Origin of the sequence: Paenibacillus tarimensis (genome assembly GCF_021532315.1) — a bacterium.
Taxonomy (GTDB): Bacteria; Bacillota; Bacilli; order Paenibacillales; family Paenibacillaceae; genus Paenibacillus_I; species Paenibacillus_I tarimensis.
This window is the reverse complement of the sequence record NZ_JAKGAO010000005.1, coordinates 77136-97076: the sequence shown is the minus strand read 5'-3', so window position 1 is coordinate 97076 and position 19941 is coordinate 77136. Positions and strand designations below refer to the sequence as shown.

Below are 19941 nucleotides of genomic sequence, written 5' to 3'. Positions count from 1 at the left end.
GGGGGAAGTAAGCAGATGACGCAGAGCATAATTGGAACGGTCTCCAATCTGGGCTACCCGAGAATCGGTGAAGCGCGCGAGTGGAAGCATGCACTCGAGCAGTATTGGCAGGGAGGGTACAGCGAGACTCAACTCCATGAGGAGATGAGCCGGCTGAGGCTCCGCCATCTGCAGAAGCAGCGGGATGCCGGGGTTAACTGGATTCCTTCCGGAGACTTCACCTGTTACGACCATGTGCTGGATCATACCGCTGCCTTCGGGCTCATACCGGAACGTTTCGCAGCCTTAGCTGCCGGCTCTTCTCTTGATTTGTATTTTGCGCTGGCCCGCGGCTGCAGCGGGATTTCACCCTGCGACACGAACGCGTGGTTCGGTACAGCTTACCGTTACACGGTTCCCGAATGGACCCCTGGCCAGCTGCCCGAGCTCACAGCAAACCCGTGGCTTAAAGCCTTTGAAGAAGCGAAGAACGAGCTTGGTCTAATCACCAAGCCCGTATTGATCGGTCCTTATACATTCGTCAGCCTGTCTAAAGGTATTGACAGCGGCAAGCGGGATGACGCCATGCGCTCCCTGCTCCCGCTCTATGGCCAAATTCTCGCAGCACTCGAGGCTGCTGGTGCCGAATGGGTTCAGCTGGATGAACCGGCACTAGTTAACGGCATACAGGCTGGTGACTGGAAGCTGGTAAATGAAGTTTATACGGTTCTGCAGCTGGCCGCTCCAGGCGTTAAGCTTATGCTGCAGACCTATTTTGGCGCTGTCGATAACTATGAGGCCTTGGTTGACCTGCCATGCGCGGGAATCGGGCTGGACTTCGTCCATGACGGCGGCAGAAACGGTCTCCACCTTGCCCGCTCCGGCTTCCCGGCAGACAAGGTGCTCGGCGCAGGCATCGTGGACGGACTCCGTGTTTGGCGTACGAACTTGACAGCAGCACTGGAGAAGCTTGAGCTGCTGTGCAGCAAGGTTTCCGATGAACGGCTCATTCTGCAGCCATGCTGCAGTCTTCTCCACCTGCCTGTGTCGGTCAAGATGGAGAAGAGACTGCAAGGGTTATACGGCATCAGCCTGTCCTTCGCCGACGAGAAGCTGAATGAACTCAGACTGCTAAGCACTGCTCTCCGCGAAGGACGGCAGGCCATCAAGCTTGAGCTTGCAGAGAATGATGTTGTATTCCATGCACTTGCGGCAGCCGGGCTAAGCACGGCGGCAAGCTCATCCTCTTCCTCCCAATTTTCCCTGGGAGAACGGGGCAGCCAGCCGAGTACGACGAAGAACAGCATACCGTCCATAGAGAATGGCTGGGTTCAAATTAACGGGGCGGTCTTCGGCAGGCCGCAGCTCCCGTTAGGCTTACATCAGTACGAAGCATCCGGGCGTGCGCAGGGAGCTGCTCACCCCGCCTCAATCGGGATACCAACCGCCGGCTGACTCTCGTATCGTTCGCAATCACGCCGGTTGACCGGCCAGCACATACAGGGGCTCCCGACCGTCTTCCCGTAGCGGTCGGGAGCCCCTCTTGGCATGGTCATTACCAGCAGGTATTCTTAGACCTGTAGTACGAGGGCCAGCTGCCCCCCTCTATTAACCTACAGCCTCGCGCGCTGGACCAGACATACACCCAGCCCTGCTGCTGCGGAACCACCGCATCACGCACCCAGACTCTCTCATAGTCATTACATTCTTCCAAACCGTAAAACTCCTCAAGCCTGTCCAGAGCCGCAAGTCCATGCCGGCACACTGTAATCCACAGCCCTTGCACAAGCTGTCCTGTGGACGGATGTGCCGGAATCAAGGCGGGGTAAGCCCCAGCATCCACCAGCTGACCATACACGCGGCCGGCCCGGCGGCCCCGGATATAGGGTGCTGCAACGGGATGGTTGGCAAGCCCCGGAAGCAGAGAGCCATATATAAAGACCTGATGCCATTCAGTCATTACGATGAGGGGAGCAAACGTTAATGTTGTTTGCCTCGAGCGCCTGTCTCACGGCCTGAGCTGTACGCACGGCTGTGCCGCTGTCCCCGTGGATGCAGATCGTGTCCGCCCGTACCGGAACGACCTCCCCGCTCGCCGCCTGCACAGCCCCTTCCTGGACCAATCTCAAGGCCTGCGCAGCCGCTTCCTCCTCGGACAGCTCTGCCGCGCCGGGAAGATGCCTCGGCATCAGCGTGCCGTCCGCATGGTACCGCCGGTCGGCGAACGCCTCCGCCACTGTTCTTAATCCGCGCTGCTCCGCAAGCTGAATCAGCAGACTGCCTGACTGGGCGTACAGATAAAGCCTGTCATCCAGATCAGCAACCGCACGGATAATGGCAAGAGCTGCATCCCGGCTGCTGTTCGCCATATGATAGAGCGCTCCATGCGGCTTAACGTGCTGCAGCCTGCCGCCCGCAGCCCGCACGAAGCCTTCAAGCGCGGCAATTTGATAGAGCGTACAGTCGTAGATCTCCTCCGCCTTCATCGCCATCACTCTCCGTCCGAAGCCTTGGCGGTCCGGCAGGCCCGGATGCGCTCCGATCGCCACTCCCGCCTCCAGGCACAGCCGGACAGTCAGCCGCATGACAGACGGGTCTCCGGCATGGAAGCCGCAGGCTAAATTAGCCGATGTAATCAAGGGCAGGAGCTCCTCATCATGACCAAAAGCATATGCGCCGAAGCCCTCGCCCATATCACAGTTCAGATCAACCTGCAGCGGCTTCTGTCTATCCGTATTACAATCATCCATATGCATATGACTTGTACCTCCTCCTAAAGCCTTGCGCCTAGCCCGGCTGATAACATCCGCAAAGCGGCCTCCTGTATCAGAAGTGCGGAGTGCGCCTCTTCTAGTCCCGTATCCTTAAAACAAACCCTGTCACCAGGCTTCAGCTGTGCAAGCAGCGGCAGATCCGCCGAGATAACATGGGCAATTACCGGATATCCGCCCGTCGTCTGACAATCTGCCCCGAGCACAATCGGCTGTCCCTCTGGCGGCACCTGTACAGTACCGGGCACAATTCCCCGTGACAATACTTCCCCTTGCACAGTCCGCTCCAGCCTTGCGCCTTCAGTCAGTCTGCAGCCCATCCGGTCCGAAGAGCTGGAAACGAGGTACGGAGCGGTGAATAATGCCTCCAGGGAAGCCTTCGTAAAGCTTGAATATTCCGCACCTGCTATCACTCTCAGTATGTGGCATCCCTCGATTTTGCCGCCGCCTGCGTAAGCTTCCGGAAGGGCATACCAGGAAGGGGCAGCCCACCGTCTCCCTTCGGCCGCCGCCTGTTTGCCCAGCTTCTCCGTCCAGCGGGCGGCCCATTGGCTGCGCTCAGGCTCTACTTTACCAGCTGACAGCAGATCGCCCGCTATAAGCGGGCGTCCCTCAAGCCCTCCGAAGCCCGCACGCACGTCCGTCCCTCTGCCTGACAGCACCTTGGGCACCTTAATACCGCCAGCTGCCGCCAAGTAAGTCCGGCAGCCCTCCACTGCTGAGCCAAACTTCAAGCAGGTGCCCCTTCTGATCCAGACGGGACGCCACATCGGCAGCTCCTCCCCATCCGCGCTTGGCGTCATATTGGCGCCAGTTATCGCAATCAGCAGGTCCTCCTGCACTTCGAGCTCTGCTCCGCTGAGCGTCATCTCCAGCCCCGCTGCCCCTGGAAGATTGCCTGCCAGCAGATTCGCTGCCCGCAGCGCATAGCTGTCCATAGCGCCCCCTGCCGTTACACCAAGGCTTCGCCAGCCCGGACGTCCGCTATCCTGCACTGTCGTAAACAGCCCCGGCTTCACTACTGCCATACTCATCGTCCGCTCACCTCATCTCTGCCTGCTTGAGCTGCAGGAACAGGTACAAATCTCACCGTATCGCCTGCCTGCAGCCGTGTCGGCGAGTCAGCCAGAAATTTGAACAGCTGCATAGATGTCCGGCCGATAATCTGCCATCCGCCGGGTGACTCAAATGGATAAATCCCGGTCTGATTACCGGCAACCGCCACGGAACCCGCGGGTATCCGCTGTCTAGGGGTTGTCCGGCGCGGCTGAGCCAGCCGTTCGGGGAGACCCGTCATATAAGGAAAGCCAGGCATAAAACCAATCATTGCCACGGTATAGACCGCTTCTGCATGGGCTTCAATAAATTGCTCCGGGCGCATACCCGCCCGGGCCGCACAGCTGTCAAGATCAGGACCGCTGTCACCGCCGTATACGACCGGCACCTCCACTACGCGCTTCTGTTCCGAAATTGACCTCAAAATATCGCTGCCAAGCACCTGCCGTACAGCGGCCGCAGCGGCAGCGTAGAGCAGGCCCTCCTGTTCGCGTTCAGCCGGCAGCCGAAGCCTGCCGCTGCGCAGCAGCCTGTTCAGCTGATACGGTTCATAGACCACCGTCAGCGCAGCGTAAGCGGGCACCGCATCCAGCAGCCAGTCAGGCTTTGCGCGAGTCAGGCAGCCGGCAGCCGCTGCTGCCTCACCAGGATTATCAAACAGCAGCAGCAATCCGGAGTCTCCCAGCGGTGTTATTTGCGGAATACTCATTGAAGTGCTCCCCTCTCTAATGCGTACATGCTCGCTTAATCCTCTTATTCCCATTATAATGGCTTATTGAAATGTGTAAAATTGACGCAAACTTTCCGTTCCGTTCGCTCGTATTGAGTGCAGGAGGTACACCTATGAAATTATCCGCCAGTAAGCTTGGCAAACGATATTACGGAGGCGAATGGGGACTGCGTCCCGCAGAGCTGCATTTTGGCCCCGGAATGCACGGCCTGCTGGGCCCGAACGGCGCCGGCAAGACAACGTTAATGCGCCTGCTGGCAGGACTGCTCCGTCCCACCACAGGCAGAGCAGAGCTGGACGGTCTGAATGTCATTCATCCGCGGCAGCGCCGGAGAATTGGTTATGTACCGCAAACATTCCAGATGTATCCCTCGTTGACAGGCCGAGAATGGCTGATGCACCGGGTCATGAGCACTCCAGGCAAGCCTTTCCCAGATCGGAGGCAGGCCTCCGAACAGGTTGATAAGGTGCTTCTGGATGTCAATCTGACCAGCCATGCAGACCGGCCCGCACGCACCTACTCTACCGGCATGATGAAGCGGCTTGGCATCGCCCAGGCGATCGTCGTTAATCCGGATGTCATCATTGTTGACGAGCCGACCGCGGGTCTGGATCCGGAAGAGCGGCTGAGGCTGCGCAACGTGCTGGCTGAGGCCTCTCTTACCCGTATTATTCTGCTCTCCACCCATATTCTAAGCGATATAGAGGCAAGCTGCGGCAGTGTGCTTGTGCTGAAGGAGGGAACTGCTGCTTATCAGGGCAACCTCACAGGGCTCGCAAGCTTCGCTGAAGGAAAGGTATGGACCTGGGAAGCGGCACAGGATGAATGGCGGAGATATGGACCAAGCCGGCTGATGTCCGCCCGCCGGACTGAGGAAGGCTTCATATGCCGGACACTGGCCGAAGAGCCGCCAAACCGCTATGCACGTCTGGCCGAACCAAGCCTGGAAGACGGTTATATGGCCCTGATCGGCCTCCCGTCCGGGGGAGGAGCTTTCCTGTGAGAACACTAATGAGGCAAACTGCCCTGGAGCTTATACTGATTGTGCGTATGCGTTGGCCGCTCCTGCTGCCTCCGGCAGCAGGCGCCTATATGTGGCTGCAGCTGATTAACATTTCTCCTACCGGTTCACAGGACTTATATCTTCATATGCTGTATGCCCTTGGACGGCTTCATACATTTGCAATTGGTCTTCCCGTGCTGCTCGGTATCCTACTCGTGCGGCGCGATATTCTGCATTATGCATACGAGTGGCTGCGGGCAGCTTCAATAACTAACCATACATTCCTGTTGTCGAAGGCTTCGGCAGGCATTCTGTATCTGTCACTCATCCCGCTGTTTATTGACCTGGTTTATCTTCTGGCATGCTGGAGACAAGGGCTCTCGCTCTCGTACAGCTGGTCTCAGATATCGCTCGTCACCGTCCACATGCTGGGCGCCCATGCGATATCCCTGCTGCTAGGCATTACGCTCGGCGTCCTGCTGCCCTCGAGGTTCGCCCTGCCTGTCGGCTTCTGTGCCTGGGTTTTCGGCTCAGTCTTTATTCAGCTGTTCATTGTGGGCAACTACAGCCTTTATCCGCTCAAGGCCTTCTACCTGAATCATCTGCTGGATAACCCGTTTCTCCTCAACGAAGGATGGCTCGGGCCGCTAGCTGGAGCAGAGCTTGAAAGGCTGTTCCCGTTCGTCCTGCTGTTTGGTGTCTTTCTGCTCTCCCTCAGCTGGGCGGTGCTCGGTCACGAACGGCCCGAACGCCCGCGCCGTACGGGCTGGATAATCTGCCTGTCAGCCCTGCTGATTGCGGCAGCCGGTTATATCCCCTACGGACAGATGTGGATGGAGCGGTACAGCAGCCGTCAAATGCTTATGGAGACTTCACCGCAACAGCATCTCTCTCGTGCGAATGAAGTCTTTGCCTTTGAAGTGAGCCGCGTCAAGCTGGATGTAAGGCTGCAGGAGGACGAATCGCTGGCTGTCGAGGCCCGCATCGAGTTCCCTGTCCGTAATGGGCGGCCGCTGTCCGTGCTGAATGCCGCTCAGCCGCCCGAATACCGGGAGCCTGGACGGTTAACCTTCCTGCTTCATCCGGGCATGCGGATTAAACAGGCTGCCGTTAACGGTAAGCCCGTAGACTATATAAGAACGGGCGACCGTTTCAGCATTGATGAAAAGCTGCTCGAACCTAATCAGGAGATTCAGTCCGTGAGCGTCATCTATGAGGGCCAGATCACGAGTTGGGGGTACAATGGCCCGCGGGAATTTATGTTTGCTTTTGCCAGCCGGGATGCTGTCATGCTTCCAGGCAGCATCGGGTGGTACCCGCTTCCTGGTGGCCACAGTTTGTTCCATATTAATGGTGATCAGTTATTTGAACGTCTGGACACTACACGATATCTGAGCGCCGACTTTGACGTAACGGTTAGCGGCTTCGGCAATCTGCCGCTCTATGCTACTCTCAATCCTGATCCGGCGGCTCCAGATGGAGTGCAGCATTACTCCGGCTTAGATACGGCTGCCTTTACGCTGTACGGCGGCCTGTTTGAGGAAGTGCGGATCGAAGGCGAGCCGATTACCATCATAACGACCGGGGGCAACCGGCGTGAGAGCGAACGCTTTTTGAAAGAGCTTCACAAGAGAAGGCTCTATTACGAGGAATGGCTCGGGACTTCTTTGGACAGGATCCGGTATATCGCCTACTTCCCGATGGATGCCTTTGGCAGCCGCTATCAACAGTGGATCAACGAAAGAACGGGAAATACCGTCTTCCTCGGTGAGATGCTCCACAACAACCTGGACGCCTACCGCCTTCATACGGTGCTGCGATATATGCTGTTCGGCGACCGTTCGGAGGTTTCCTTCGCGGACAAAAACGATTCTGCGCAGTCAATCGTCTATGAGTTACGAGAGACGATACTGGATATTTACAATATCGAGCATCCCGGCAATTCCCGCTTCTGGCACAGGCAGGGGATGACCTTCACTCCGCTGTCCGGACCGGGCAATAACCGTGGCGGGTCCGCAGGAGAGTACCTGTCTCACTTCCTGTCTGCGGCAGCAGCAGAAGGCCAGATTGGGCGGCTGAAGGACACGTTAAAGCATTTTTATGAGAGAGGACTTCATATTAAACTGAACGAATACGGTGGAAGTTATAGAGAAGAAGAATATAACAGCAGGCAGTACAGGAAAATTACGCTGGAGGACTGGCATCGGGTATGGGAATCTTATGGCCGGTAACGCCAGACTCTGCAGCCAGGAAAGGAGAAGCCTGACATGACGGATGAAGAACTGCTGCATGGGATGATGCGGGGCGACCAGGCGTCGTTCGAAGCATTCGTTCATCGTTATCACGCCCCGCTGTCCGGGTACCTGCAGCGGCAGCTGCGGGACCCCGGCAAGGCAGAAGATTTTGTCCAGGAGACATTTGTCAGACTGCTGAAGCAGCTTAAGCTGGGCAAAATACCGGAAAATGCACAGGCATGGCTCTACCGGGTGGCCCTGAATCTGTGCCGGGATTACTGGAAGAGCGGCTACTATCAGTCCCGCCAAAAGCAGATTACCGATCCGCCCGAGCAGGTCGATGTGCGTCCATCCGTAGTGGAGCTTGCCGAGCGGCAGGAAACCCGCAAGGAGATTCTTGCATCCATGAGCGAGCTTCCGGAGGTGCAGAAGGATATTATTACCTTGCGGTTCTATCAGGATATGAAGCTTCAGGATATTGCAAATGTACTGGAGCTTCCGCTCGGGTCCGTCAAAACTCATCTGTATAAAGGACTAAGCAGGTTAAAGAAAAAACTGTTAGGTGAAGGCTCAGCGAAGACAGATAGCAAATCTGCGAAAGGAGGAACGCGTCATGAGCATACCAACCGATGAAGAACGCAGCAAGCTGGAGGATGAAATGCGAAAACCGCTGTCCGGCTGGATGATTAAGCCCGTGACATCAACCGATACAGCAAAGCTGCTCAGCGCCCTGCAGCCCGAATTTGACGCTCTTCAAGAGGAAGTGAATCAGACCGCTATCCGGGAATTAGCCGGGACGGGGAACCACAGGCCCTCTCTAATTCGTCTGATGCTCTCGCAGCTATCCTCCTATCCCAAAGCATATTGGCTTGCCAGCCTGGCCGTATTCACCATGATGACACTTATGCTCTCAATGTCTGTGCCTCCCTATAATGGCGTTGCCGACCTGTTTACCATGCTGACGCCGGCTATTCTGATTGCCGGGATGTTGTACAGCTTCCGAACGTGGGATAAGGGAATGCGGCTGATCGAGAGCATTACGCCCTATCCGCCGGCCCTGCTGCTGCTCTGCCGTTTTTTGATCGTGATCGTGCTGAACCTGCTGCTCGGTCTGCTGGCCTCGGTCTATCTGGCTGCAAGAATGGAGCAGTTTCCCTTTATGCCTTTTCTTCTGCAGTGGTTTTCCCTGCTTGTCCTAACCGGCGGGCTTACCGCTTATCTGATGATGCGGCGGGGGATCAAAACAGGAATTGGTGCAGCTATTATCGTCTGGTTCATCTGGAACATGGCCGATTTCAAGGGCCACTCCCGTCCCGGCTATACCATGATGATAGAGCAGACGGTGCAGTATGTGTCTCTTGCCGCCGGGTTAACGCTGCTTCTGCTCGCCTATCGCAAAAGTCTTGGAATCCGAATCATGAAATAAGTCAAAGAGGTGCGCAGCAATGCTGGAAATTGATAAGTTGACCTGGTCGCGGAGCGGCTCCTCCTTCCGCCTTCATATCCCCAGACTGGCTGTAGGTAAAGGCATTACCCTGCTCGCCGGACGGAACGGAGCAGGCAAGTCCTCGCTGATGCACCTGCTGGGGACCGCCGTTCTGCCGAATCAGGGCAAGATCAGCTACGGCGGCCTGACTACCGACCGGAACCTCGCCTCCGTCCGGGCCTCCATCGGCTTCGTACCGACAAGCGTCTCGCTGTATGAGGAAATGACGGTTCAGAAGCTGCTTCACTACCTCTCTGAATTGAAGGGAGGTCTCTCTCCCGCGCAGCTCGCGGAGCATCTAGAGCGTTTCCGCCTTACGGCCTACAGGAAACGCAAGATCAAGACACTTCCGCAGGGCATTCGCCAGCGGATCGTGCTTGCGCAAGCATGGCTTGGAAGTCCAGAATATCTGTTTCTGGACGAACCGCTGAATGCGCTGGACAGCCTCGAGCGGCTGTCCTTTATCCGCCAGCTGTCCATTGAAGGACGCAGCAGAACCATTCTGGTTTCCACTCATGAGCTTAATGAATGGGAAGCGTGGGCTAACCGGCTCATCTGGCTCGATAACGGGATGATCCGGTTTCACGGGACACTGACAGCCTGGACAAGTAATCTGGACGCAGCTGTCTTCGAGGGCAGCGTCACGCCGGATCAGCTAAAGACACTGCCAGAAGAGCAGATCATCTATATTCGGGCGGACGGCCATTCGTTCCGGGTCCGAGTTATGTCAGCGGCTGCCCCTTTCTCCTCATTCGAGAAGCAGCTCCCCACGCTGGAGGATGCCTATTTCATCCGTTCCCGGCTTCAGAATACGCCGCGCACATCCTAAAACCGGATGCACTTGCTTCCAGGGCCGTGAGGTTGCAATCCCCGGCAGGCATGTTTACAATCAGGGTACTTGCATAGATGCAAAAGGGAGATGAGGATATGGATACGTTCGAGCTCGCGGAGCTTACGGTTCGGCAGGAAGGCTTGAACTGCCGTCTCTCGTTCACTTCCGCCTACCTGGCCGTTGTCTCCGACCTGGGGTCAAGGCTCTGGTACATTGATATTAACGGGGTGGGACAGACTGACCTGCTGCAGCAATTCCTTACCAGCGACAATATACGGGTGGAACTGTCTGCCGTCACGGCCGGCGGCCGCCGGTTTGAGGGGACAGGTTATCTGCATCCGAACATTAATGTTCAGGCTGCCGCTATCCGGGGCGATGGCGAGCTTGCAGGCTACTGACATTGGGCTTATCAGCACTAACCGCACCAATGGCGCCACAGGGTCTAAATCCCGTGGCGCCATTGGTGTCAGTTGCATTATTCCTTGCTCTTGCCCTGCGAAACTTCCGGTGTAGTCAGCGTATCATAGAAGTCGACCGACTTATCCTTGTTATCTGAGGCACGGAGTGCCATCGCGGAACGAGGATGCTCATCAAGCATACCGGTAATCATGTAAGGGATAATATAACCCCACTCTTCCTTCTCACGAAGCGGGATCATGTACTTCTCAATCATATCAAGCACAGGGCGAAGATCATACTTGGGATTCTTCAGATTCGCGACAAGCAGCTCTGTCGGGCAGTTGCCTGCCGCCCGTCCCATACCGTATACGGAAGCATCGAGCAGTTCGACACCCTTCTCGGCTGCAATAAGCGTGTTCGCAAATGCAAGCTGCATATTATTATGGGTATGGACACCAAGCCGCTTGCTCGGCACATGCTGCTTGAACTTGTCCACCAGGTAGCTGAAATCGTTCGGCGTCAGACTGCCATAGGAATCAACAATATAGACCACATCCACAACACTCTTCTCAATCAGCTCGAATGCTTCGACCAGCTGGTTTTCCATTACATTGGACAGCGCCATGATGTTCAGCGTAGTCTCATAACCGCGTTCATGGAATAATCTGACCAGCTCGAGCGCTTTATCAACATCCTGGATGTAGCAGGCTACCCGAATCAGATCCAGCAGACTCTGCTCACGCGGCAGGATATCATTCTCGTCCACCCGGCCAATATCAACAAGGGCGGACAGCTTGGTATTCTTCTTCTCGGGTATAACCGTACGCAGAAACTCATCATCAAGGAAACGCCACGGCCCTGCCGAGTCGGCACCCTTCAGCAGCTTCGGCGAATTCTTATATCCGATTTCCATATAGTCAACGCCGGCCTCGTTCAACGTCTTATAGAGATGCTGTACGAACTCCACGCTAAAATCCCAATTATTCACGAGCCCGCCGTCGCGGATCGTGCAATCGACTATCTTGCAATGGCTTGTCTTTGCGTGCATACGGAATAACTCCTTTAGGATCAATTATTTGTTATCCATCATACTTGAAACAAGCCATGAACGCAAAGCAATTTTGCCAGCCTGTCCAATTCCTTCTGACGCGCCCTTCCGTCCCTGTGTAACCTGCGTTACGATGGAAGATGGTCCCATATCCTCCGCTTCAAGCTATCCAAATACTCTCTCACACCGGGCAAGATCTGCTGATCAACCCCGCTGCCGGTCATGACCTGGTAATTAGCCGCCTCCAGTACGTCCAGATATCCCTTCACGATAGTGCCTACCGTTGTTTCAGGCTTCTCACCGGCGATTTTGGCATAGCTTGACTTCACATCCTCTTCAAGACTAAGCGTCTGATAATCATAGATTGGCGTATTATCCAGGCCCTGCAGATAGACCGTCATGTAGCGTTCCAGGAGGGTAAGCACTTCTTCGTATTCCGGAGAATCCGGGTGCTTCCTTACAAATTCTTCTGCGGCAAGCGCACGGCCGGCCAGCTCATCCCACGAGATAACAATGGCCGCATCGCTCGCGGTCCGCTGGTCCGACTCCAGCGCTTTCAACTCGATATAATCACTTAATGCATCCGTTATGTAGGTCTCATATTTCCGCAGCGAGCCGTAATCCACCATCGGGTAGATATAGCCTTCCTGGGTTTCCAGCTTATAGCCGCCGTCCAGCAGGGCTTGAACAAGCTTTCTGTGGGGAGGCTCGAGCTGCTCCAGACTCTCACCCTCAAACGGCCAATCCGCTTGAAGAAGAGCCATCTGCAGAGATGATTCACTTACAGACGCTTCAGCTGCCGGTAAATTCTTCTTATAATAATCCAGCAGCCCCCGTACCATGATATCGGCATCCTCCCCTGCTGCCTGTTCGATATGCTCATCAATAAATTCCCTGACATGCAGGGCTGTGTCCGCTTCGCCGACCGTCTTGTCAAACTCTTGGAGCAGCTCTTCAGAGGCCAACTCTGCGTTCACCGCAGCGTTACTATTCTCAGCCGGCTCCACCACCTCCGTATCTGCTTGTTGGTCTGTCGTATTATTGCTGCAGCCGCTTAGCACGACCGCTGCAGCAACTACACCCGTTAGGGCTGCCCGGCGCATTCTGATCATCAGCATACAACCCTCTCCTTCTTCATTATCTCTTCATTCAGGTTATAAACGTATTCCCAGCGAAAAATGTTCCGCTTGCCTACGAACCTTCTTGTCCGGCGGCAAGCGGAACTTCCTTTGGTACTCTCCTGTCCTCTGCGGCGGCACATGCCAGCTGGTATTCCAGGTTGCCCCTGCACAGCTGGAGCAAATCATATTTCAACCCTCTCTTCGGCATTGTGATCTGAGGGGGTCTGACGCCAGCCTTCCGCAGCGCGCTCCTTATGCTCTTCACATCATCCATCCAGTTCACAATAATTTCATCGCACGGATTCTCCAGCGCATGCTTAAGCACGAACCGGTCGTACTCACCCGGGCCCTCCGGAACAGCAGCGGCCTGCCCGAATCCGATCAGCATACCCTTCCGGACTCGTCCAATAAGCACGCTGCCCTGGCCAAAGCTGATGATATCCTGGTTGTTCCCGGATTCGCGGTCCACGATCTGCTTGTCGGGATTCTTTTGCAAAATACGGATATGCCGCAGCATGTCCGACGCCCTCTCATACTCCATCCGCCCGGCATACTCCTGCATCTGCCTCTCCATCGCTTCAATTAACCCCGCACCCCCGCCAGCCAGGAGGGAAGACGCCGAACGAACCGCTTCCTGATAAGCTTCATCGCTGATCATACCCTCACATATACCGCTGCAGCGCCCAATATGATAGAGCAGACAAACACGCTTGGGCATCGTCACACAGGTCCGAAGGCGATAATGATCATTAATAAAGGCAAGAACCTCATTGCGGAACCTGGCGCTTGCGAAAGGACCGAATCGCGTCTCCCCGTCTGCTTCTCCCTCCCCCTCCAGACCTTGTACCTGTTTCGTAGGCTCCACTAGCTCTTCCTTCGCAGTTCGGCGGTCCCTGTAATATACATCCAGTCTGGGATAAGGGCCGTCTGTCAGCCGCAGATACGCATAACCGCTGTTATCCCGCTTCAGCGCCCGGTTGTAAGGCGGCTTATGAAGCTTAATCAGATTGTTCTCCAGCATTAGGCTTTCCGCTTCGTTATTGACCAGTATAATTTCAATAGATGCAATTTCGGCTACGAGCTGCCTAATCCGCTTCCGTTCATGTTTCTGATGAAAATACGACCGGAGTCGGCTTCGCAGCTTCTTGGATTTGCCTACATATAATATGCGCCCGTCTCCGTCACGCATGATGTAGCAGCCGGGCAGTTCAGGATAACGGGACGGCTCGAATTGAAATGGCTGCATAAGCTGATTCCCTCCCTATCATGCTGTGCTTTAAAGTTTTCCTGCTAACGACGGCGGGTCCTGCAAGCAGTCAAATGAACAAGGAATGTACGTTCGCATACTATTGTACCAAATGAACCAGGCTGCGGCTATCGGACCTACAGCACATATTGTGGGACTTTATTGTTAGTAAATACATTAATTGGTATGCGAAAATGTCAATGTCTTATAGAGAAAAAAACAGGGCTTTATTTTTCCAAATCCTATTAACTCTTCCCTGACAACGGTCGATAAAATGGATATAGCGTTTTCAGACAGACAGCTCACAGGGGGGAAAGCAGCATGAAAAAAAGAGAAATTCCTTTTAGAAAAATAACAAAAACATTAATCTCTAAGACAGGTAACCTTATGAAACTGTTAAAAAAGAAGGAGGCAAAACAGCAGGGCTTAAAAAATAAGCCTGCAGATGTAAGCGGTTTAAATTTCAAGCATTCACCCGTCCGCAACTTGTCCTTGCGCACCAAGTTAAGCCTTACCTTTGCTGTCATCCTGCTAGTCCCGGTATTAACCATCAGCACGTTGTCCTATCAGACAGCCAAGAGCGAGATCGGCCAGCAGATGGCTAATGCCGCTTATGAGAATGTACGGCTTTTGAACGCCACCATCACCCAGTTTACAAGCGCCGAAATGGCCAACGTCGATTACATCGCTTCTCTTATTACACAGGAAACGTACACAGGAGCAGGCGCAACTCTGCAGCGTAATATTCTCGAACCGTTCTGGAGAACGCATCCGATGATCTCCAGTCTTGAATTCGTTGGAACCAACAGCTATTACCGCAATGTCCAGGGCAAGGAGTGGGCCGGCGAAGGCGACCCGCGCGAGCAGGTATGGTTTAAAGCCTCCATGGAAAATACAACACCACTGGTCTCGCAGCCTTATGTTTCCCTGATCACCGGCGATTTTGTAATCGGTATCACGAAGGCTGTAGCTGATGGAAGTGGAGTCATTCGCAGTGAGGTCAAGATCGAGGAACTGACAGGTCTTACCCATTCCGTAAACATCGGCAATGAGGGTTATGCCATGATCTTCGACAGTGAGCGCAAGGCCGTGTACCATCCTTCGCTAGCCGAAGGAGAGCTGGCCGAAGAGTCCTATATTGAAACACTATTCAGCGGGGATGAAGGCGGGTTTAACTACGAGAGCGAAGGAACTCCTAAGGCACTTGCTTATGTCACCAACCCGCTGACCGGCTGGAAAATAACCGGCACCATGTTAACAGATGAGTATGCTGAGGAAGCAAGTCCGATTCTTAATCAGACTGTTGTCATCGTGACGGCGGCGATCCTAGTCGCTGTGCTTCTGATCGTATATATTTTGTATGGATTATTCAAGACACTCCGCACCATGATCCAAACAGCAGAAACGATTAGCCAGGGTGACTTATCGGCACGTATACCGGTAACCGGCAATGACGAGCTTGGCAAGCTCGGCAGGAGCTTTAACAGCATGGCTGACAGCATACACGGAAGTATGGGACGGATTAATGAGACCGCGATCCAGCTCGCCGCCTCTTCCCAGCAGCTGAGTGCAAGCGCCGAACAGGCGACCCAGGCGACTGAGCATATAGCGGATTCAGCCCAGGGAATTCATGAAGGCGCCACCAAGCAGGAAGAGATGCTTAGCTATAACCACGAGCAGATCGCCGTTATAACCGGACGGATGGGCGAGATTGAAGGTTATATCCAGCAGCTTGCGAGCTTGACCGAGCAGGCCAGAAGCAGGTCTAACGAAGGAACGGGCAGCGTTCAGGAGGTCGTTCGTCAGATGGATGTAATCAACACCTTTGCCGAGCAGCAATCTTCAACAATCACCCGCCTGTACGAGCAGTCCCGGCAGATTGAAGCCATCGTCAAGGTGATTCAGGAGATCGCCGGCCAGACGAACCTGCTTGCGCTTAACGCCAGCATTGAAGCCGCCCGTGCAGGTGCGCACGGACGGGGATTTGCCGTTGTTGCTTCCGAGATCCGCAAGCTGGCTGAGCAGACATCCAATTCGACCGGCTCCATCAAGCAGCTGATAACCGAAATTCAAAGCGGAACGGCTGAAGCCGTATCATCCATGGAACAGACCGTCAGCGAGGTAGGTAAAGGAATCCGGATCGTCGAGGAGACCGACCGTCATTTCAAAGGCATTGAGCAGGCTGTCGCTCCGATCGACGACATGAGCGGCACACTCGGCAGCATCACGGCTGAAATCGCAGCCCTTGCCGGCGTTATGGCTCAGTCCATCAACAATGTTATTCAGATCGCCGGAACTAATGCGGGCGGTACGGAAGCCGTCTCCGCATCGGTGGAGGAGCAGATCGCATCCATGCAGGAGATAGCCGCTTCAGCCGCGTATCTCTCCGAGACAGCGGAAGAGCTGTCTTCCATTGTGGAAAAGTTCAAGCTTTAATATCTTGCTAGTATATATTACAGCTGGCCCGGTCACTCCGTTTCCTGCGGACTGATTCGGGCCAGCATTCGTGTAATTAAATCGCGCAGCGCCTTGACCTCAGCTTCGTCGACCACCGTCTCATTGAACAGGCGCCCAGGAACGGTAGCTGCATCCTTCTTCATCCTGTGACCCTTCTCCGTCAATGTAATAACGACATTCCGTTCATCGGCCTTGTCGCGTGTACGGGTCACCAAGCCCGCGCTTTCCAGCTTTTTCAGCAGCGGTGTTAACGTGCCGGAATCCAAGTGCAGTCTTCTTCCGAGCTCCTTCACCGTAATACCATCCTGCTCCCACAGCACAAGCATGGTGACATACTGCGTATAGGTCAGACCAAACTCCTCGAGAATAGGCCTGTAGAGCTTAGTGATTTCTCTGGAACAGGCATACACGGCAAAACATACTTGGTTCTCCAGCTTCAGTACTTCATCTATGTCCATTAGAACCTCCATTATATGATCAAGCGCGTGTGATGAAATAATTGTATCAAATTATGTTGGACTGTGCATCTTCAGGAGATTTGACATTCCATTTTTGGTTGTATAAAATTTAATTTGAATAAACCATGAACGTAAGGGAGGATTAGCTATGTCATTTTATGATATCGAGGTTACCCGGATTAATGGCGAGCAGCAATCTATGGCGGATTTTAAAGGTAAGGTGCTGCTTATCGTCAATACCGCAAGCAAGTGCGGTTATACGCCTCAGTATGAAGGCTTGCAGAAGCTCTATGAAGCTTACCGTGAACAAGGCTTGGAAATCCTCGGCTTTCCCTGCAACCAATTTATGAATCAGGAGCCAGGGAGCGAAGAGGAGATAGCGGAGTTTTGCAAGCTTAATCATGGCGTCACGTTCCCTATGTTTGCCAAAGTGGATGTCAATGGCTCCGGCCAGCACCCCTTATACAAGCACTTGACCGCTGAAGCCCCGGGGCTCCTCGGCTCCAAGGCTGTCAAATGGAACTTCACCAAGTTCCTCGTAGACCGCGAAGGCAAGACTGTAAAACGGTTTGCTCCAGCAGACGCACCGGAATCACTTGAGAGTGAGATCAAGAGCTTGCTGTAGCAGCTGGTTCTTATCCAGATATGCCGCAGGCCATGTTCTATAAGAACAAGGGGCTGCGGCTTTTTTCTGCTCAACCTATCTAAGCAAAAGCTGCCTCATCGGGGTTAACCGGGAGACAGCCTCTTCTTGTTCCTATCTGCTACTCTCTATCTGTTAATAACCGTCGGTACGTGTGCCCTTGCCATCGGCCGCATTACCGCCTTGGCCAGCTTCTGCTAAGGCCTTCTTAAGCGCCTCCGACACCCGCCTTCCATAATCGGCGTCGGCATTGGTGAAGTATTCAATCATCTTGTCGCGAATAGCCGGCCGGCAGACGCTCAGCACTCCGCCAAGGTTCGTAACCAGCTCCTCACGTTCCCATTCTTCAAATCGGCGGTACGTCTCCCCTGCCTGGGCAAAATCATTCGTGCGGTCAATCTTCTGTCTGACCAGCTTCGCATCGTAATGCGGCTCATGTTCAGCTCCGCTGGGCTCCGCTTCCCTCAGCCCGTTAATTGTGGATGGCTCGTAGTTGACATGAGGGTTCTGGCCCGGCGCCTTATCCACAAAATAAGTCATCTGTCCGTCACGCTGATTCGTTGCAACACGCTTCTTCGGCGCATTGACAGGCAGCTGCAGATAATTCGTCCCCACACGGTACCGCTGGGTATCCGAATAAGAGAATGTACGACCCTGGAGCAGCTTGTCATCCGAGAAGTCCAGACCATCTACCAGAACCCCTGTACCGAACGCCGCCTGCTCAACCTCGGCAAAGTAATTTTCGGGATTTTTGTTCAGCACCATCTTCCCGACCTTCAAGAACGGAAACTTCTCGTGATCCCACAGCTTGGTCGGATCAAGCGGGTCAAAATCCAGCTCTTCATTGGGCCCGTCCGGCAGAATCTGCACACACAGCTCCCACTCCGGATAGTCTCCGTTTTCGATGGCATCATACAGATCCTGGCTTGCATGATTGAAATCTGTGCTCTGAATGGCATCCGCTTCCTTCTGGGTCAGGTTCTTGATACCCTGCTTGAGCGGTTCCCAGTGGTATTTGACCAGTACGGCTTCACCATTCTGATTCACCCACTTATATGTATTGACTCCAGAGCCCTGCATCTGCCTGTAATTCGCGGGAATGCCCCAAGGTGAGAACAAGAAGGTCACCATATGGGTGGCTTCCGGTGTATTGGACAAGAAGTCGAACATACGCTCAGGAGTTTGCAGCTGGTTTACCGGGTCGGGCCGGAACGAATGGACCATGTCCGGGAACTTAAGCGGATCGCGTATAAAAAATATTTTCAAGTTGTTTCCGACCAGATCCCAATTGCCGTCCTCGGTATAAAATTTAACAGCGAAGCCCCTTGGATCCCGAAGCGTTTCAGGCGAATGGCCGCCATGGACAACCGTTGAGAACCGGACGAACACTGGCGTTCTCTTGCCCGGCTCCTGGAACAGCTTGGCCCGTGTATATTTCGATACCGGCTCATCGCCAACCTTGCCGTAGGATTCGAAATAACCATGCGCGCCTGCCCCCCGTGCATGCACAACCCGCTCGGGTATCCGCTCACGGTCAAAGTGTGAGATCTTCTCAAGCAGATGATAGTTCTCCAGAGTGGTCGGACCGCGGTTGCCTACCGTTCTTACATTCTGGTTATCCTTGATTGGATGGCCTTGACGGTTCGTAAGTGTCAGTTCCCCTTCTCCCGTACCCATGCGCCCGTCTCCAGGCCCCCCGGTTCCCGCCACAGGACTGCCCGTAAGCTTATCGTAATCCATGTTATGCCCTCCATCTAAACGGTTTGACTTATCAGTCAGTACCATTTTTTCCCTTAGGGTCGTTTTTATGCAATCGGCTTTCAAAATCAGCTTACCTGCCCCCTAACAAAAAGAGCCTGCCTGCGGACAAGGCAGCATGCTGCCCTGCTCTGCAGACAGGCGGTCTCCCGGCCGTCAGCTTAATGGTTATGATTGGTTAGCGTATTCATGTAAGTGCGTGATATAGGTTACAGCCAATATCTCGATAGACCGGGCTGTCTCTTCCAGTGTCCCTTTCTCTGACAGCTTGTCTCTGATCAGCTGCACGATCTGCCCGCACTGCTCCTTCTTGCCGGGATGCATCTTGCCATAATCCTGCAGGTAAGCCGGAATGAAGAAGCAGTCAAGCGTATGCATCTGGAACGGATAGGCGCCTTCTCCGCTCCCGGACTGCCAAGCCGCCAGACGGTCATGAAGCTCGGTTAGGCCAATCAGACCCAGCCGGTAAGAGCGTTTGGCATATTCATAGTGCTGTTCATCAATCATCCCGTTCTCATACCGTTTGCGGTTTGTCTCATCCATGAGGTAGAGCGCCCCGCCCCATTCCGAGCTGAAACTCGTCCAAAATCCGGCTGTCTCCGGCTCAATCTCCACGATCAGGCGCGGTTCAAATACATAGTCCGGATTCGCCTCAAGCGCTGCACGCGCTTCCTCTTCCGAGTCGGGCCAGCCCTGTACTCCATTTTCCACGCTGTGCA

Annotated in this window: 19 protein-coding genes; 9 read left to right on the top strand and 10 right to left on the bottom strand. The window is 54.4% G+C overall.

Features of this window, described 5'->3' with window-relative positions:
• Nucleotides 1-15: 15 nt before the first annotated feature.
• Nucleotides 16-1434 (top strand): hypothetical protein, encoded by a 1419-nt coding sequence (locus tag L1N82_RS04795; RefSeq protein WP_235286241.1) that lies wholly within the window; start codon nt 16-18, stop codon nt 1432-1434.
• A 100-nt stretch (nt 1435-1534) separates the two neighbouring features.
• On the opposite strand, the gene L1N82_RS04790 is transcribed toward L1N82_RS04795, so the two are convergent.
• From L1N82_RS04790 to pxpB, 4 genes are read right to left on the bottom strand one after another with little or no spacing between them, the layout of a single operon-like run.
• A complete protein-coding gene (locus L1N82_RS04790) occupies nt 1535-1939 on the bottom strand; it encodes a gamma-glutamylcyclotransferase family protein (protein ID WP_235286240.1) in 405 nt (134 codons plus the stop codon).
• A complete protein-coding gene (locus L1N82_RS04785; RefSeq protein WP_328284426.1) occupies nt 1932-2735 on the bottom strand; it encodes a LamB/YcsF family protein in 804 nt (267 codons plus the stop codon). Before L1N82_RS04785 ends, L1N82_RS04790 begins: the two co-directional genes overlap by 8 nt.
• A gap of 17 nt (nt 2736-2752) precedes the next feature.
• Nucleotides 2753-3784 (bottom strand): 5-oxoprolinase subunit C family protein, encoded by a 1032-nt coding sequence (locus L1N82_RS04780; protein ID WP_235286239.1) that lies wholly within the window; start codon nt 3782-3784, stop codon nt 2753-2755.
• Complete coding sequence (pxpB, locus tag L1N82_RS04775; protein ID WP_235286238.1) at nt 3781-4515, bottom strand: 5-oxoprolinase subunit PxpB; 735 nt, start codon at nt 4513-4515, stop codon at nt 3781-3783. The genes L1N82_RS04780 and pxpB overlap by 4 nt, the downstream gene beginning before the upstream one ends.
• Nucleotides 4516-4649: 134 nt before the next feature.
• On the opposite strand from pxpB, the gene L1N82_RS04770 reads away from it, so the two are divergent.
• The 6 genes from L1N82_RS04770 (at nt 4650) to L1N82_RS04745 (ending at nt 10490) form a co-directional block, all read left to right on the top strand.
• The gene (locus L1N82_RS04770) at nt 4650-5540 is read left to right on the top strand and encodes an ATP-binding cassette domain-containing protein (protein ID WP_235286237.1); all 891 of its coding nucleotides are present in this window, start codon (nt 4650-4652) and stop codon (nt 5538-5540) included.
• Complete coding sequence (locus tag L1N82_RS04765; RefSeq protein ID WP_235286236.1) at nt 5537-7771, top strand: hypothetical protein; 2235 nt, start codon at nt 5537-5539, stop codon at nt 7769-7771. The genes L1N82_RS04770 and L1N82_RS04765 overlap by 4 nt, the downstream gene beginning before the upstream one ends.
• Before the next feature lie 36 nt (nt 7772-7807).
• The gene (locus L1N82_RS04760) at nt 7808-8407 is read left to right on the top strand and encodes an RNA polymerase sigma factor (RefSeq protein WP_235286235.1); all 600 of its coding nucleotides are present in this window, start codon (nt 7808-7810) and stop codon (nt 8405-8407) included.
• Complete coding sequence (locus tag L1N82_RS04755) at nt 8388-9200, top strand: hypothetical protein (RefSeq protein ID WP_235286234.1); 813 nt, start codon at nt 8388-8390, stop codon at nt 9198-9200. The genes L1N82_RS04760 and L1N82_RS04755 overlap by 20 nt, the downstream gene beginning before the upstream one ends.
• Before the next feature lie 19 nt (nt 9201-9219).
• Nucleotides 9220-10089, top strand: coding sequence for an ATP-binding cassette domain-containing protein (locus L1N82_RS04750; protein WP_235286233.1), 870 nt, complete (start codon nt 9220-9222; stop codon nt 10087-10089).
• 98 nt (nt 10090-10187) lie between these two features.
• A complete protein-coding gene (locus L1N82_RS04745) occupies nt 10188-10490 on the top strand; it encodes a hypothetical protein (protein WP_235286232.1) in 303 nt (100 codons plus the stop codon).
• Between the two features lie 77 nt (nt 10491-10567).
• Here L1N82_RS04745 and L1N82_RS04740 read toward each other — a convergent pair whose 3' ends face one another.
• From L1N82_RS04740 to L1N82_RS04730, 3 genes are all read right to left on the bottom strand, one after another.
• Nucleotides 10568-11539: an aldolase catalytic domain-containing protein gene (locus tag L1N82_RS04740; protein ID WP_235286231.1), complete on the bottom strand. Its 972-nt coding sequence runs from the start codon at nt 11537-11539 to the stop codon at nt 10568-10570.
• Between the two features lie 128 nt (nt 11540-11667).
• Nucleotides 11668-12657, bottom strand: coding sequence for a hypothetical protein (locus tag L1N82_RS04735; protein WP_235286230.1), 990 nt, complete (start codon nt 12655-12657; stop codon nt 11668-11670).
• 73 nt (nt 12658-12730) lie between these two features.
• Nucleotides 12731-13906, bottom strand: coding sequence for a GIY-YIG nuclease family protein (locus L1N82_RS04730; RefSeq protein WP_235286229.1), 1176 nt, complete (start codon nt 13904-13906; stop codon nt 12731-12733).
• A 387-nt stretch (nt 13907-14293) separates the two neighbouring features.
• On the opposite strand from L1N82_RS04730, the gene L1N82_RS04725 reads away from it, so the two are divergent.
• Nucleotides 14294-16342: a methyl-accepting chemotaxis protein gene (locus L1N82_RS04725; protein ID WP_235286228.1), complete on the top strand. Its 2049-nt coding sequence runs from the start codon at nt 14294-14296 to the stop codon at nt 16340-16342.
• 32 nt (nt 16343-16374) lie between these two features.
• Here the strand turns inward: L1N82_RS04725 and L1N82_RS04720 are convergent, their stop codons facing one another.
• The gene (locus L1N82_RS04720) at nt 16375-16821 is read right to left on the bottom strand and encodes a MarR family winged helix-turn-helix transcriptional regulator (RefSeq protein ID WP_235286227.1); all 447 of its coding nucleotides are present in this window, start codon (nt 16819-16821) and stop codon (nt 16375-16377) included.
• A gap of 148 nt (nt 16822-16969) precedes the next feature.
• Between L1N82_RS04720 and L1N82_RS04715 the strand changes: the two genes are divergently transcribed.
• Nucleotides 16970-17446, top strand: a complete 477-nt coding sequence (locus L1N82_RS04715; RefSeq protein ID WP_235286226.1) for a glutathione peroxidase — start codon at nt 16970-16972, stop codon at nt 17444-17446.
• A gap of 153 nt (nt 17447-17599) precedes the next feature.
• On the opposite strand, the gene L1N82_RS04710 is transcribed toward L1N82_RS04715, so the two are convergent.
• Nucleotides 17600-19141, bottom strand: coding sequence for a catalase (locus tag L1N82_RS04710; protein ID WP_235286300.1), 1542 nt, complete (start codon nt 19139-19141; stop codon nt 17600-17602).
• A 249-nt stretch (nt 19142-19390) separates the two neighbouring features.
• Nucleotides 19391-19933, bottom strand: coding sequence for a hypothetical protein (locus tag L1N82_RS04705; protein WP_235286225.1), 543 nt, complete (start codon nt 19931-19933; stop codon nt 19391-19393).
• Between the last annotated feature and the right edge of the window lie 8 nt (nt 19934-19941).

What these genes read in the sequence shown, in the direction of transcription:
- L1N82_RS04770 (WP_235286237.1), top strand. Translation starts at nt 4,650, where the DNA reads ATGAAATTATCCGCCAGTAAGCTTGGCAAACGATATTACGGAGGCGAA.
- L1N82_RS04755 (WP_235286234.1), top strand. Translation starts at nt 8,388, where the DNA reads ATGAGCATACCAACCGATGAAGAACGCAGCAAGCTGGAGGATGAAATG.
- pxpB (WP_235286238.1), bottom strand. Translation starts at nt 4,515, where the DNA reads ATGAGTATTCCGCAAATAACACCGCTGGGAGACTCCGGATTGCTGCTG.
- L1N82_RS04795 (WP_235286241.1), top strand. Translation starts at nt 16, where the DNA reads ATGACGCAGAGCATAATTGGAACGGTCTCCAATCTGGGCTACCCGAGA.
- L1N82_RS04720 (WP_235286227.1), bottom strand. Translation starts at nt 16,821, where the DNA reads ATGGACATAGATGAAGTACTGAAGCTGGAGAACCAAGTATGTTTTGCC.
- L1N82_RS04780 (WP_235286239.1), bottom strand. Translation starts at nt 3,784, where the DNA reads ATGAGTATGGCAGTAGTGAAGCCGGGGCTGTTTACGACAGTGCAGGAT.
- L1N82_RS04750 (WP_235286233.1), top strand. Translation starts at nt 9,220, where the DNA reads ATGCTGGAAATTGATAAGTTGACCTGGTCGCGGAGCGGCTCCTCCTTC.
- L1N82_RS04760 (WP_235286235.1), top strand. Translation starts at nt 7,808, where the DNA reads ATGACGGATGAAGAACTGCTGCATGGGATGATGCGGGGCGACCAGGCG.
- L1N82_RS04790 (WP_235286240.1), bottom strand. Translation starts at nt 1,939, where the DNA reads ATGACTGAATGGCATCAGGTCTTTATATATGGCTCTCTGCTTCCGGGG.
- L1N82_RS04745 (WP_235286232.1), top strand. Translation starts at nt 10,188, where the DNA reads ATGGATACGTTCGAGCTCGCGGAGCTTACGGTTCGGCAGGAAGGCTTG.
- L1N82_RS04730 (WP_235286229.1), bottom strand. Translation starts at nt 13,906, where the DNA reads ATGCAGCCATTTCAATTCGAGCCGTCCCGTTATCCTGAACTGCCCGGC.
- L1N82_RS04740 (WP_235286231.1), bottom strand. Translation starts at nt 11,539, where the DNA reads ATGCACGCAAAGACAAGCCATTGCAAGATAGTCGATTGCACGATCCGC.
- L1N82_RS04735 (WP_235286230.1), bottom strand. Translation starts at nt 12,657, where the DNA reads ATGCTGATGATCAGAATGCGCCGGGCAGCCCTAACGGGTGTAGTTGCT.
- L1N82_RS04715 (WP_235286226.1), top strand. Translation starts at nt 16,970, where the DNA reads ATGTCATTTTATGATATCGAGGTTACCCGGATTAATGGCGAGCAGCAA.
- L1N82_RS04710 (WP_235286300.1), bottom strand. Translation starts at nt 19,141, where the DNA reads ATGGGTACGGGAGAAGGGGAACTGACACTTACGAACCGTCAAGGCCAT.
- L1N82_RS04785 (WP_328284426.1), bottom strand. Translation starts at nt 2,735, where the DNA reads ATGCATATGGATGATTGTAATACGGATAGACAGAAGCCGCTGCAGGTT.
- L1N82_RS04725 (WP_235286228.1), top strand. Translation starts at nt 14,294, where the DNA reads ATGAAACTGTTAAAAAAGAAGGAGGCAAAACAGCAGGGCTTAAAAAAT.